We start from the raw sequence: 14,041 nt of genomic DNA on the forward strand, positions 1-14,041 counted from the left end.
CTTCTAAAAGAGTCTACCACAATCTTTTTGCAAATTGGTAACCATTCAAGGTACTTTTAAGAGAAAATTTATTGATGAACCTATTGGATTTTTATACAAAATGCTTGTTGCTTAAATTTTTAAGCTTTGGATGGAATATCACTTTGATAATTGTTTTGTTAAAATAACATAATTTTTTGAATTTTTTCGATGATTACAGTTGACATATTATCAACAATGTTGTGCTCTACAGAACACATATTCCTTTTCTTTAATCTCCAGTTTCTTGAAGGAAGACAGCTGCTATACGACTTGATGATAGTAGTTGCTTAGTAGCGAGCCATATAAATAGTGGAATGGTTTTAGCATAGCGACCACAAAGTCGGCGTGGTTCTTGAATCCATCGATACAGCCATTCAAGTCCTAAGTCTCGAACTATGCGGGGTGCACGCTTATGAATTCCTGCATAAACAGGGAAAACTCCACCCAACCCAATCATTACAGCTTGTATTTTACCCTTATGTTGAGCTATCCAATTCTCCTGTTTGGGGCATCCCAAAGACACTAAGACGGCGCTAGCACCACTAGAATTAATCTTTTGAATCAAAGCTGCGTCCTCAGTTTCAGTCAGGGGACGAAAGGGTAAAGGTTCCATCGCCGCAATCTTCATCTGTGGAAATTCCTGCTCTAACCTTTTTCCCATTCTAGAAAGAATTTCTGTTTGGGAACCCACAAAGAAAATACTAAGATTTTGTGTTTGAGTTAGCTGACACAATGCTAAGAAAATATCCATCCCTGCCACACGGTCTTGGTAAAGCGCTCCCATTTTTCGCATCATCCATACGAGAGGCATACCATCAGGAGTAACTATATCTGCATTTCGCAATACGGTGGCAAACTCTGGATTCCAATGAGCTTCAATGAGCATGTGTACATTGGCTACATATACAGTTTTACTCTCACGCCTACTTGCCCATTTAAGTATTGTCTGTATCTGCTCGTCAAAGCGTAAAGCAGTAATAGGAAAATCAAGCACTTTTTTAGTAGGTAGAAGCACTCTCGCCACCATCAATAACTCCTGTGTCCAAGAAAAAAATCCGTAGATTACCTATACCATTCCGAATATTCAATAATTCGGATTGGATTACTCCTGACTGTTTGTAGGCTTGTGTCATCGTTGGAAGTTAACACATGGAGGTGCAATTGCGTTCTTAATATACTTTTAGCTTAATCGCTAACACTATAATTATTTCCTGTTGTGTCCTAGCTTACTGTTTTAAGCTAGGGATTTCAGACGCTGGTTGACAAAATTCATACTTCCTTCATAATTAATTTTTGATTGGTTCATGCAAGCATTACAATTGCAAGAAATTCCTATAGATATTGATTTTTAAAAGTAGCATTTATAACTTAGACTATTTACGTAGCAAAGTAAAATGTCAGACGCTCAGTCTGCCGATTTTGATACGTAAATATTCGTTTAAGAGGTTTAATTCAAATTAGTATCTTTTAAAGAATGGCTAATATTTTTTTCTTATAACTTTCCAAATTTATTACAAATGTAATTTAGTCTATGTATTGAAAAATACCTAAATTTTTATTTTTTTCTGAAATAAAAGGCCAAAAAATAAGGGGAAGATAAACTTATCTTCCCCCACTCTATTATTTTTGTTATTATCTGCTTTGTTATTTTCCTTGAGTCTTTGTCGTAACATTTGCCTTTGCTTTTTGAGTTGGCGCTTCCTGGCAGAACCACCTCTACCTTTGTCATTCCTGCCTTCTTTACGGGGAGATTCCCATCTTTTCAGGCGCATAAGTTTTTAACCTCTCTAACACTTGTTTGCTAGTGGGCAGGAGGAGAATCGAACTCCTATGACCGCAAGGCCGCCACATTTTGAGTGTGGTGCGTCTACCAATTTCGCCACCCGCCCTTATATCCAATCTTTACTAGTATACTCTAATTAAGTGATTTTGTAACAAGCCTAAAAATTAATTTTCCAAGTTTTGCTGGAATAATAGCTCTAATAATTCTCCGGCTTAAAGGCGTGGCAGGGTCAATAAACTAGGGTCAATATCCTGTAGTTTGGCACAGCCGCTAAGTGCCATTCCCACATTTAACTCATCTTCTAGGAGTGAGATGACATGAGATACGCCGATTTGTCCTGCTACCGCTAGCCCCCACAAAATAGGTCGTCCGATCAGTACTGCTTTTGCTCCTAATGCCAGAGCTTTGAGAATGTCTGTACCCCTACGAATGCCTCCATCCAATAGGACTTCTACTTTACCATCCACTGCTGCTACTATTTCAGCTAGAGCATCTAAAGAAGCGATCGCACCATCGAGTTGTCTGCCACCATGATTAGAAACAACAATTGCTTTGGCTCCATATTCTACAGCCCGAACAGCATCATCTGGGCGTAAAATTCCTTTGATGACTAAAGGCAGTGGAGATAAAGACTGCAACCACTCCAAATCGTGCCAAGTTACTGCTGGGTTTAGCTGTTGGGCAAAATAGGTAAATAGCCCAGATTCGCCTTTTTCATGGGAAATATCTAGTCCTGAGATGGTGGCAAGATTAGCCAGATGTAAGTCTAGGGGTAAGGCAAACTCGTTACGTTTATCTCTCTCTCGCTGTCCGAGAACAGGTGCATCTACAGTGAGACAAAGTGCTTTGTAGCCTGCTTTATACGCTTTTTCCACCAAAGCACGAGTCAATCCCCGATCTTTATGAATGTAAAGCTGGAACCATCGCAGAGAATCTGGAAACTGATTACATGCAGTCGCTACTTCTTCAATGCTCTTTGTTGCCATTGTACTTAACACCATACCCACACCAGCTGATGCGGCAGCTATGGCCGTGGCAACTTCTCCGTCTGGATGGGCTAGACATTGAAAAGCCATCGGCGCAATTAACAAAGGTAATTGTAGGGGTTGTCCTAAAATGGAGGTAGTTAGATTGCGATCGCTCACATCGACTAATATCCGAGGTCGCAGCTTGACTCGCTCAAAGGCAGCACGATTATCTCGCAATGTGATTTCGTCCCAAGCACCACTACTATAGTAATCAAGTGTCGTTTGAGACAGACGCCCTGTTGCTAACTTTTCGTACTCAAAAAGGTTAATGGGTTGAAAGCGATTGTCGTCGGATAAGTACGTAGACATAATTAAATGTAAGTAAAACTTTTGTTCGTAGTCAGCAATTTATCGTTCTTGATAAGATTTTAAATGGCTAGAGCCGCTGACTAAAAGCATTTGCTCTCTGGTGAAAAAGAATGTAGAGACATAGCAGTGCTACGTCTCTACAAGAATTCTGGATAAGGCATATTTGATTTCTGGAAATGTCTAGTGCATGGGAAGGATCTCGCTTTCCCGTCAACAAAGTATAAAAGCGGTTGTGAACATTAGCTCTACCAATTGCGCCACCCGCCTTTGGGTGCAACTTCATTATTAGTAGACTTAAGTCCGTGACTTTGCAACAGAGTTTGATATTCTGTGCTGCTTGCCCAACGGTCAATTTCTCGCGCCCGTAGCACTGGTACTGGATGGGTTAATTGGGCTGTACGAGCAGCTTTGACCATTTCACCCAGTTCTGTCTTACTAATATCATCGTAAGCGCGGGCTTGGGCAACAAAGGCATCAAGATTCAGTTGTGGCGCTAAGGTGGGAGAACCACCTGCCAACTTCATCAACACTGACATGACAACTTTGGGGTCTTGGGTTGCTAGTAATGCGGCGCGATCGCAGGTAAACTCAGCACAACGTACCCATTCCAAAAGTTGCGCCTGTATGGCTTGGGCAACGAAGGTTCCGACATTGGGCACGATCGCCGCAGCTAATATTAATAAGTTTACAGGAGTCAAATAAACACTATGATCGCACTTGAGATGCCCCAACTCGTGGGCGATTACTGCCTGTATTTCTTCCGGTGTGAGGATATCAATTAGGGAAGTGTGTAGCACAACAAAGGGCTGTTTACCCCGCACCGCAAAAGTATAGGCGTTGGGAGCCGGATGTTGCCGGACGTACAACTGGGGAGGATCTATATCCAGGATTTTACAGGCGTCTAACAACAGCTTGTATAAATCGGGCAGTTGCTTTTCACCCACCAGAATACTAGAGGCAATATTTTCCACATAGAAAACCTGCTCTGCCATTGGGCCAAGCCAATTTCGCACCAACATATCTATGCCTGGTATCTGCTTGAGCGTTCTGGTAGCTTCCAGGTCTAATGGATGACGAAATGAGTCAGCTTTTAAACCAATCAGCGGGGTTTTAAAGAAGGACATAGTGCAGCAAGCTATAAAAAACACAACTATGGAATCAGGCTGGATAGATAAACAGCCTCCCACAGTTAGTATAACGATTTAAGTAGGGGGAGCAGGGGGAGCAGTATTTTTACTTTCTCGCGATCGCATACTCTGAAACCCTTATCCATTGTTGAGAAAATTAAGCATGAGGCTAGACTTAATGACATGATCAAAGGAGATCATGTTTTTATGTTGTTATATGAAAATATTGGTGCTGAATGCCGGATCGAGCAGCCAAAAGAGCTGTCTGTATCAAATTGCAGATGAAACTTTTCCCACCCAAGCACTCCAACCCCTTTGGGAAGGCAAAATCGACTGGACTCAAGATCGGGGTGTGGCAGAAATTGAGGTGAAAAGTGCTACGGGTGCAACGCTGCAAGAATCAATCCCTGGTGACTCCCGACAGGAACACCTCACCTATATGCTCCATACCCTTAGTCATGGTGCTACCAAGGTAATTGATCAGTTGTCAGAAATCGATGTGGTAGGGCATCGGATAGTACATGGTGGCCAGGATTATCGAGATAGCGTGGTAATTACGGGGGATGTGAAAAATGCGATCGCTCGTCTGTCTAACCTTGCTCCAGAACATAATCCAGCCGCTGTGGAAGGAATAGAAGCAATTGAAAAAATCTTAAAAGATGTCACTCAAGTAGCAGTTTTTGATACTGGATTTCATGCCACTCTACCCGATGCAGCAGCAATCTATCCCGGCCCATATCAGTGGGTAGAGCAAGGTATTCGTCGCTACGGATTTCATGGTATCAGTCACCAATACTGTTCTCAACGTGCTGCCCAAATTCTTGATCGAGATGTTGCATCTGAGCGGTTAATTACCTGCCATCTGGGCAATGGCTGCTCTTTAGCAGCAATTAAAAATGGTTGCAGTATTGATACCACTATGGGATTCACGCCCCTAGAAGGATTAATGATGGGTAGTCGTTCTGGTTCAGTTGATCCGGGAATTTTGATTTACTTGTTGCAGTACTGCAATTACTCCGTCGAAAGGTTGGATTATCTATTAAATAAAGCTTCTGGGTTAAAAGGAATTTCGGGTGTATCTAGCGATATGCGTGAGATCAGAAAAGCGATCGCTCAAGGTAATTCCCGCGCTCAACTGGCGTGGGATATCTATATACATCGCCTACGTTGTGGTATTGGTGCAATGTTAACCAGTTTGGGGGGATTAGATACTTTAGTGTTCACAGCAGGCGTGGGTGAACACTCTCCAGAAATTCGCCAAGCTGCCTGTGAAGCATTTGGTTTTTTGGGATTGAAACTTGACCTTGAGAAAAATCAACAGCAGCCTGTTGATGAGGATATTGCTACACCCGATTCAGCAGTACGGGTATTGGTTATTCATACTCAAGAAGATTGGGCGATCGCCGGGCAATGTTGGCAACTATTGAAAAAAGTTCGTAATATGTAATTCGTAATTAGAAAGGTTGATTTAATCTGGGTAACATTGTTTGAATATGCAGTTTCCTTATACTGTCACACCTCGATACCACTAGCCTTTTTATGAAAACAGTCTTTGACGCGAAAATCTCTTTTTCAATACCTCATGCCCGATTTTTAAGCTAGTAACCAACGCATAAAACCTTTACCAACTTGCCCCAGTATCAAACTAAAAACCCATTGTAATAGCGGACCAATTAGTGACAAAAACAGCAAAATGAAGAAATCAGTGGGAGTAAGAAAAATGCTAGGAGTGACACAAGTTACTCCCCACGCCAGCCAATTTCGATATTGATATCTGATATAAGTCCATCTGGGAAGTTGATTAACAAACCAATAGCGAATAGTAGCAAATACAAAAGATGTTACTAGCCCAGCAAGTATTGATAATATAACTGTAAGTGATTGTAATAAATATAGTTTCCAAGCTAAAAAAGTAGCAGGGAAAAGCGAAGCTAGCTCCCAAGATAATAGATTTAATTTAGTCCGAAGATAGCTTAGTAATTGTTCAATAAGCCAATAATGTACATAAACAATATTTAAACACTCAGGATTTTGGATAAAATCATTCCTGATTTTGTGAATTATATCGCCATTAAATAAGACATTACTTTGTAAAACAATATCTTGTTCTTTCCAAAAATATAAACCTGATGTATCTTCTCTATAATAAAAATTAAAAGTAAGTCCATGCTGTAAGGGTGATTTTTTTAGTAATGATTTACTCCACAATAATTTGATAAAATTTACTATAAAAGTATTGTCAAAAAGTTTATTTTCAAAAATTTTAAAGTATTTTTTAGTAATTAGTAATTTCTTATATTGCACAATATTTTTACTAAAGCAAATATCATCGCTAAAGCAGTTGTAGTACCAAAGATAAGCTAGTAATTTTGGCGGAATGTACAGATAACAGCCTATTTCTCGCGCTTGCTCAATTTTTTTTAAAACTGCTTTATTGAGATAAAAAGTATACTGTCCTGGCTCAACCTTAATTTCAAGTTCAATAGGAGTGCTTTCAGGGATTTGCAGAAAGAAAGAGAGTTGAACATTAGCTTGATGATCTGTGTGTGTATTATAAGCGTTCATTTCGGGATAATTTTGCGATATTTTGTACAATACCAATCAGGAAATCTAGTGTTCCACGCCACTGTTTCTCTCCAGCAACTACCCCTTCATGATGTATTTTTAAGATTAAATCTCTATCCCCTTCAGGTAATTGAAATAGGTTTTTATGGTAACGGCTGATAATATCTCCATCTAACTGCATAACAGTTTGAGCATAAATAATATCAATATCTACGCTGGTAATCTGACCACTATTAAGTGCAGCTTTAAGTTCAGACATTTTTCGCAGCGTCCGAATAAATTTACCATTATTCAAAAGTTCTTCAATCTCTTGCCATCTTTGTTGCAAACTTTTTTTATTATCTTCTTTATCTGCAACAGGAGCTGGAGCAGGCAATATTGGTCGAGCTAGCTTTATATATACCGGATCATCTGGAACAATATTTGCTTTATGTTCCACCTCATATTTAAGACGCTCCTGATATTGTATTATCCTGGGGTCTGGCTCACTAGTCTCAGTACTTTGTTCAAGGAGAATGTAAAAATATTCTCTTTCTAGTTGTGAAAATAAACTCGTATAACGCTTGCGTAGCTCTTGAGCTTGAGTTTTTTCTGGTTCTGGTAAATTGCCTGGATTTGGAATTCCTTTGGCATCAAAGTAGTCTTTGTCATTTATTGAATAAATCTCTTCGTATGCTTGCCAAGCATTAAACTTTGCGCCAGTAATTTGCTCCACAACCATCGTATTCACTTCTAAAGCTGTAATATCATCGACTAATCCATTTACAGACAATACTAATTTATTTAATAAATCTTTGGCTTGCTTTTGAATATCATTAGACATAGTAATAACTTCTGAATTTTAAGTAAACAAAAAAGCAAATTAACCTACAGATTATCGAAAATTGCTGTAGGTATTTTAGTATGACTATTAATAAATAACGACTACTATGGACGGGATAATGATTGTTGTGAAGTTTTACGAGATTTAATAATTTCTATAATAAATCCATACAACTTTTGCAAACTCTCTATATTTTTTTGCATGATCTCCCGACTTTCTTTGATTTGACTTAGATGAAATTCGCGAAGTTCTGTATATGGGCCACTACCAACAAATTCACTACCAACTTCATTGTTTATATCACCATCAATTAGATTTATTACGGTGTACATTCGATTACCTGGTTTAGCAATTTGTTGCCTTTGTAGTTCTTCAAACTGATTAGATGACTCTGGAACCCAAGTGGTAATTTCTAACTCGACAACTTCAACTATTGCTGTTTGAATAGCATCAATAACGTCATCAATATTGAATCCTTCTCCCTTTGTATTCAGCTTCTTGACTTTTCTTTTAAATTCACTACTTGGTTTGTTAAATTGACTATTATTTTCCCCATTTTCGCTAGCTTGACCGTTAATTTCTGTGTTTTCGCTAACAGTGTTATTCACCATGATATTTTGGAGGTTACAGATTTAAATATAAACAAAATACAATTTTAGGTGATGTCAAAACTTTTAAGGCTTTTACTTAAAAAAAGTAACTAAAGTCAAAACAACTTAATAATCTAAGAAACTTTTCCTAGAGAAAAGTTATAATTTTTCAAAACCAAATTTATCTTAGAAAAAGAATAATACATTTTAGATTTTGGAGCCACTGCGTTGCAGAGAGTCCAGCACTGCGGTAGGGGTTTCCCCGTTGTCCCCAGTCGCGTGATTCTGAAAAAATTATTTAATTAGCTTTTGGGCGTTTCGTTCCAATCTGTATAAATTAGATCCTAGTTTTAGACAAAGAAGCCTAAATATATCTCAGAGTAAAATTTATTTTATAGGTATAATATAGTACTAAAACTTTAATCAATTTATTTAAGTCAACCTATTTTATATTTTGCCTAGCAAAGCTTAGAGGCGCAAGTGCTGGCCAACTCTTCCTATAGCACTATGTATATAATAATATAACTATGCTGATAAAGACAAGAAAAATATGTTGCTATATCGTCAAGCTTTTACTACACCTTTAGTAGCTTGTGTATGTATATTAGGAGTAGGGTTGATTCAATTCCCCCAATTGCAAAAATTAATAAATAGCAAACAATCTGCCTCTTTAGAAACTCTAGAGAAAGAAATAAAATCCGAAAATCTTCGTCTTGATTTTCTACAAAGAATGCCTAGTTTTGGTTATGAAAACTTCATAGCAGATTTTGTATATCTCAATTTTTTACAATATTTTGGAGATAATGAAATTCGGGATAAAACAGGTTACAGTTTAAGTCCAGAATATTTTGAAGTCATTTTAGAACGTGACCCGCGATTTTTAGCAGCATATCAGAGTCTTTCTATCAGTACTTCATTGTATGCTGCTATGCCAGAACGCGCGATCGCATTGTCAGAGAAAGGCTTAAAATCTTTATCTCCCTCGGTTCCGGAAAAGTCTTATTACGCGTGGCGATATAAAGGAGTTGATGAGTTGTTATTTTTAGGCAACGCTAAAGCTGCCCAAGAATCTTTTGCAATGGCGGCAAGCTGGGCTAGTAATTTTTCAGATGCAGAGAGTCAGTTTATAGCACAAACTTCCCAAAGAACTGCTGAGTTTTTGAGTCGAAATCCTAACAGTAAATATGCTCAAATTTCTACCTGGACAATGGTTTTAAATAATCAAGTTGATGAGAAAACTACTAAACGAGCAATTAGGGAAATCGAAGCTTTGGGAGGAAAAGTAATTACAACTCCTGAAGGGACTCAAAAAATTATATTTCCACCAAAAGATTAAATTATTAGTAATTCTGGTTTACTGGAAGTGTAATAGCCAATTATATTAGCCTAATTGTTTCCAAATTTGTCATGATTGAGTAAGGTAATACTGATGTCAATACAATTGGCAAAAACTGACTTTCAAATATTAGGTTGTTTTCCTGTTATCTCGCAGTTGCGCCCTCACCTTGAGCAGGCTAAGTTTGTAGAACAAGTTCGATATCAAATGAAAGAAGGATATCAACTTGCATTCTTGGAAGTTGATAAGCAAGCTGTAGCAGTGACTGGATTTCGCATTTCTACGTGTTTAGCGTCGGGGAAGTTTTTATACATTGATGATTTAGTTGTTGATGAATTGAAACGGTCACATAGCTATGGTCAACAGTTATTTCAGTGGCTAATTGAATATGCAAAAAATCATAACTGTGAACACCTGAGTCTAGATTCTGGTGTTCAGCGATTTGCCGCTCATAGATTTTATCTCATGCAGCGTATGAGCATTACAAGTCATCACTTTTCAATGGAGTTGTAGCGACAAGTAATCTGGTTGTGACAAATAATATTTTTTGGTATGACGGTAAATTAATTTACTCCCAAACCCTAGAATTAGATATTAACGATCCGGGTTTACTTTATGGGGCGACTGTTTTTACAACATTGCGGGTTTATCAGAACTCGCTAGATAGTAATTTAACTAATTGGCAAGCACACTGCGATCGCCTACTTTTCTCACTACAAACTTTTGGTTGGCAGCAACCAGACTGGAAGCGTCTGCGTCAAGGCGCTCAAATCCTCCTCGTACACTTCCCCGTTCTCAGAATTACCGTCTTTCCCGATGGACGAGAGTGGATAACTGGCAGATTTCTACCACAAAATTTGACAGAAAAACAAAACACTGGCGTTGTGTGTGCCGTTGCTAGTTCAGAATTTTCTCGCTCTCTCCCCTCTCATAAAACTGGAAACTATTTGAGTGCTTGGCTGGCAAGAACTAGCTTCGATGCCCAAGAAGTAATATTAGTTGATGCCCAAGGAAATTGGCTAGAAACCAGTACAGGCAACCTTTGGGGATGGTGCGATCGCAGTTGGTACACGCCGCCTTTAACAGCCGGAATTTTGCCAGGAATTGTGCGATCGCAACTTCTAAACTGGTTGCAAAACCACCAGCAGTCGGTGCGAGAGGAACCTTGGAGCGTGGAGTTAGTCCAAAGATTTGAAGCGATCGCCTACACTAATAGTGTGGTAGAAATTATTCCCATTCATACCGTTTATCAGCCTTCAGGGTCGCTACAATATAATCCCTACCATCCTAGTTTTCAGCAAATAAGAGGGCTTTTTTTAGCATGACAGCCACGCCAAATTTGTTATATCTTAAGATAAGTTAACATAATTCTTAATAATCACCTCTGTGATCAGAAACGCTAGGCGATGGCGCAAAGCGCCGGCTTAGAGCAACGGGCAAAAAATTCGGGAGGATAGACCTTAGTGAATAAAAGATGGAGAAATGCAGGGCTGTACGCGTTGCTGTTTATTGTCGTCATTGCGCTGGGAACAGCATTTTTTGACAAACAACCTCAAAGCAGAGAGACATGGCGATACAGTCGCTTTATTCAAGAAGTTCAACAAGGCAGAGTAGAAAAAGTCAGTTTGAGTGCAGATCGCTCCACAGCACTGGTTACACCCAAATATGACCCAGCTAAACGGATTGTTACCTTAGTCAACGATCCAGACTTGATCAATACTCTGACTTCTAAAGGCGTTGATATTTCTGTTTTGCCCCAAACCGACGAAGGATTTTGGTTTAAGGCACTGAGCAGCTTATTTTTCCCTGTATTGCTTTTGGTTGGCTTATTCTTCTTACTACGTCGCGCTCAAAGTGGCCCAGGCAGCCAAGCGATGAACTTTGGCAAATCCAAAGCCAGAGTCCAAATGGAACCACAAACTCAGGTGACATTTGGCGATGTTGCTGGTATTGACCAAGCCAAGTTGGAATTAAACGAAGTCGTAGACTTTCTGAAAAACGCCGATCGCTTTACCGCCGTTGGTGCAAAAATTCCTAAAGGTGTACTGTTAGTTGGCCCTCCTGGTACAGGTAAAACCCTCCTAGCTCGTGCCGTAGCAGGCGAAGCAGGTGTACCCTTCTTCTCGATCTCCGGTTCAGAATTTGTGGAAATGTTCGTAGGTGTGGGTGCATCCCGCGTCCGCGATTTGTTTGAACAAGCTAAGACCAATGCTCCTTGTATCGTCTTCATCGATGAAATTGACGCCGTAGGTCGTCAAAGGGGTGCAGGTTTAGGTGGTGGTAACGATGAGCGGGAACAAACCCTCAACCAGTTGCTTACAGAAATGGACGGCTTTGAAGGTAATACTGGCATCATCATTATTGCTGCTACCAACCGTCCTGATGTCCTAGATGCAGCCCTGTTGCGTCCAGGTCGCTTTGACCGTCAAGTTGTGGTAGACCGTCCCGACTATGCCGGACGCAGCGAAATCCTCAAGGTACACGCCCGTGGCAAGACCTTGGCGAAAGATGTGGACTTGGATAAAATTGCCCGTCGTACCCCTGGTTTCACTGGCGCAGATTTATCCAACCTGCTGAATGAAGCCGCAATTCTGGCAGCACGCCGGAATTTGACTGAAATTTCAATGGATGAAATCAACGACGCAATTGATCGCGTATTAGCTGGCCCAGAGAAAAAAGACCGGGTAATGAGCGAAAAGCGCAAAACCTTGGTTGCTTATCACGAAGCTGGTCACGCCTTAGTTGGTGCTTTAATGCCAGACTACGATCCTGTGCAGAAGATTAGCATCATTCCTCGCGGTCGTGCAGGTGGTTTAACTTGGTTTACCCCCAGCGAAGACCGGATGGACACTGGTTTATACAGCCGCGCTTATCTGGAAAATCAGATGGCTGTGGCTTTGGGTGGTCGAATTGCTGAAGAATTAATCTTTGGTGAAGAAGAAGTTACCACTGGTGCTTCTAATGACCTCCAGCAAGTAGCCCGTGTTGCCCGTCAAATGATCACCCGATTTGGGATGAGCGATCGCTTAGGCCCTGTTGCCCTTGGTCGTCAACAAGGTAACATGTTCCTTGGACGGGATATCATGTCAGAGCGTGATTTTTCTGAAGAAACCGCCGCTGCCATTGATGAAGAAGTCCGTAAACTTGTAGATGTAGCCTATACACGCGCTAAAGAAGTGTTAGTGGGCAACCGCCACATTCTAGATCAGCTAGCGCAAATGCTAGTTGATAAAGAAACCGTAGACGCCGAAGAGTTGCAAGAAATTCTGTCAAATAACGATGTGACAACTGCTGCGTTTGCCTAATTTAATGAGTAGTTAGGAGTTAAGAATAATTCCTAACTCCTAATTTTTAAAATTTGGGGTAATTCTGTGATTTTCCAGAGTTGCCCCATTTTTTTAATTCTGCTGTAAGTTCCTTGTCAAAAGCCCGGCCATGAAGACCGGGCTTTTAATCCGAAATGGGGTTATATTCCCCAAAGTTTAGTTATAGAGTTTCAGTATAAATCGCTAGTCTGATAGAGACTACCACCTGAGCATAACCAATTCCGGAAAATTAGAAAAATTTTTCTGGATACACCCAAGTAAAAGAAGCTATAACTCTGACTTAAAAAGGAAAAAGATAAAATTTACTTACCACAAGTATAGGACTAGTATTTAATTTTTGAAATACATGTAGGGTGTGTTATGCCGTAGGCTAACGCACCAAAATCTTCGGATGGTGCGTTACGGTTTCTGTAACACTACACAAACTTAGATTTTTTCATAAATCAAATCCGATTGCTATAGATTAAAAATTTACATATTTATCTCCTGTTGTTTTCTTCCATAACTAGCAACTTGAGTTTATTGATGAAAACTAGGAATCAGGCTAATTCTGTAAAATTTCAGAATTAGCCTGATTGTTTTGAATCCAAAAACATCTATGCATTCTGTGGCGCACCCCTTATGGCGATCAAAAGTGTTCTCCTTTAGATAACTTTCCGAATTTTGACATGACTAGCGTGAAGAGTGACTGGATACTAACCAGTTGCCTATCTTAAACTCTGGATGTCGGTTTCAAAAATAGCCACGCCACAAAGAAAGTAGCCGCTGTGAATAGTTGCGTCAAATCCAAAGCAGATAGATAGCCATCTGCAAATGAAGCAATACTGCGATCGGTAATGCCGAATACCCAGGATGAGAGTCCAAACAGCCAAATCCCATTCTTGAGATTTCCGACGAATTCCTTAGAGTCTGATGTTTGTTGATCTTTCATGATCTTCTGTTCCATTGATGAGAAATTTAGTGATTGATGCGAAATACCTGCCATTAAGAATTTTTTCTGACTCCTGATCCTGAATTTACACTTCCTATTAATAATATTAATAAATATTTCACCTACTTGACTTCACTACCAAAAGGTACATCTCCTAACCTTGACATTCCCCCTTTGGTTGTGTCACCTCTGATAGACGGCA

14 protein-coding genes and 1 tRNA gene are annotated in these 14,041 nt (G+C 39.8%); 5 read left to right on the forward strand and 10 right to left on the reverse strand.

Features of this window, described 5'->3' with window-relative positions:
- Positions 1-250: 250 nt before the first annotated feature.
- The 6 genes from RM347_RS15310 to RM347_RS15335 all read right to left on the reverse strand — a co-directional run bounded on the left by RM347_RS15310 (position 251) and on the right by RM347_RS15335 (position 4,265).
- Entirely contained in the window at positions 251-1,048 is a 798-nt protein-coding gene (locus RM347_RS15310; protein ID WP_322716636.1) for a WecB/TagA/CpsF family glycosyltransferase, read from the reverse strand.
- Entirely contained in the window at positions 1,020-1,154 is a 135-nt protein-coding gene (locus RM347_RS15315) for a hypothetical protein (protein ID WP_322716635.1), read from the reverse strand. Before RM347_RS15315 ends, RM347_RS15310 begins: the two co-directional genes overlap by 29 nt.
- A gap of 414 nt (positions 1,155-1,568) precedes the next feature.
- A complete protein-coding gene (locus RM347_RS15320) occupies positions 1,569-1,793 on the reverse strand; it encodes a hypothetical protein (protein WP_322716634.1) in 225 nt (74 codons plus the stop codon).
- Positions 1,794-1,826: 33 nt separating this feature from the next.
- Positions 1,827-1,910: transfer RNA gene (locus RM347_RS15325), tRNA-Leu, on the reverse strand.
- A 106-nt stretch (positions 1,911-2,016) separates the two neighbouring features.
- Complete coding sequence (locus tag RM347_RS15330; RefSeq protein WP_322716633.1) at positions 2,017-3,141, reverse strand: alpha-hydroxy acid oxidase; 1,125 nt, start codon at positions 3,139-3,141, stop codon at positions 2,017-2,019.
- Positions 3,142-3,386: 245 nt separating this feature from the next.
- A complete protein-coding gene (locus RM347_RS15335) occupies positions 3,387-4,265 on the reverse strand; it encodes a M48 family metallopeptidase (RefSeq protein WP_322716632.1) in 879 nt (292 codons plus the stop codon).
- A gap of 220 nt (positions 4,266-4,485) precedes the next feature.
- On the opposite strand from RM347_RS15335, the gene RM347_RS15340 reads away from it, so the two are divergent.
- Entirely contained in the window at positions 4,486-5,715 is a 1,230-nt protein-coding gene (locus tag RM347_RS15340) for an acetate kinase (RefSeq protein ID WP_322716631.1), read from the forward strand.
- Positions 5,716-5,861: 146 nt separating this feature from the next.
- On the opposite strand, the gene RM347_RS15345 is transcribed toward RM347_RS15340, so the two are convergent.
- From RM347_RS15345 to RM347_RS15355, 3 genes are all read right to left on the reverse strand, one after another.
- A complete protein-coding gene (locus tag RM347_RS15345; protein ID WP_322716630.1) occupies positions 5,862-6,833 on the reverse strand; it encodes a hypothetical protein in 972 nt (323 codons plus the stop codon).
- On the reverse strand, positions 6,820-7,656 hold the full coding sequence (locus tag RM347_RS15350; RefSeq protein WP_322716629.1) for a hypothetical protein: 837 nt from the start codon (positions 7,654-7,656) through the stop codon (positions 6,820-6,822). Before RM347_RS15350 ends, RM347_RS15345 begins: the two co-directional genes overlap by 14 nt.
- A 104-nt stretch (positions 7,657-7,760) precedes the next feature.
- Positions 7,761-8,267 carry a hypothetical protein gene (locus tag RM347_RS15355; protein WP_322716628.1) on the reverse strand — a complete coding sequence of 169 codons (507 nt, stop codon included), beginning with the start codon at positions 8,265-8,267 and terminating at the stop codon, positions 7,761-7,763.
- Between the two features lie 529 nt (positions 8,268-8,796).
- On the opposite strand from RM347_RS15355, the gene RM347_RS15360 reads away from it, so the two are divergent.
- The 4 genes from RM347_RS15360 to ftsH3 all read left to right on the forward strand — a co-directional run bounded on the left by RM347_RS15360 (position 8,797) and on the right by ftsH3 (position 12,887).
- Entirely contained in the window at positions 8,797-9,582 is a 786-nt protein-coding gene (locus tag RM347_RS15360) for a hypothetical protein (RefSeq protein ID WP_322716627.1), read from the forward strand.
- A 93-nt stretch (positions 9,583-9,675) separates the two neighbouring features.
- On the forward strand, positions 9,676-10,095 hold the full coding sequence (locus tag RM347_RS15365; protein ID WP_322716626.1) for a GNAT family N-acetyltransferase: 420 nt from the start codon (positions 9,676-9,678) through the stop codon (positions 10,093-10,095).
- A gap of 17 nt (positions 10,096-10,112) precedes the next feature.
- Positions 10,113-10,907: an aminotransferase class IV gene (locus tag RM347_RS15370; protein WP_322716625.1), complete on the forward strand. Its 795-nt coding sequence runs from the start codon at positions 10,113-10,115 to the stop codon at positions 10,905-10,907.
- A gap of 138 nt (positions 10,908-11,045) precedes the next feature.
- Positions 11,046-12,887 (forward strand): ATP-dependent zinc metalloprotease FtsH3, encoded by a 1,842-nt coding sequence (gene ftsH3, locus RM347_RS15375; RefSeq protein WP_322659564.1) that lies wholly within the window; start codon positions 11,046-11,048, stop codon positions 12,885-12,887.
- Between the two features lie 733 nt (positions 12,888-13,620).
- Here ftsH3 and RM347_RS15380 read toward each other — a convergent pair.
- Positions 13,621-13,839: a hypothetical protein gene (locus RM347_RS15380; RefSeq protein ID WP_322716624.1), complete on the reverse strand. Its 219-nt coding sequence runs from the start codon at positions 13,837-13,839 to the stop codon at positions 13,621-13,623.
- Between the last annotated feature and the right edge of the window lie 202 nt (positions 13,840-14,041).

The organism is Nostoc sp. ChiQUE02 (genome assembly GCF_034531305.2).
Taxonomy (GTDB): domain Bacteria; phylum Cyanobacteriota; class Cyanobacteriia; order Cyanobacteriales; family Nostocaceae; genus Nostoc.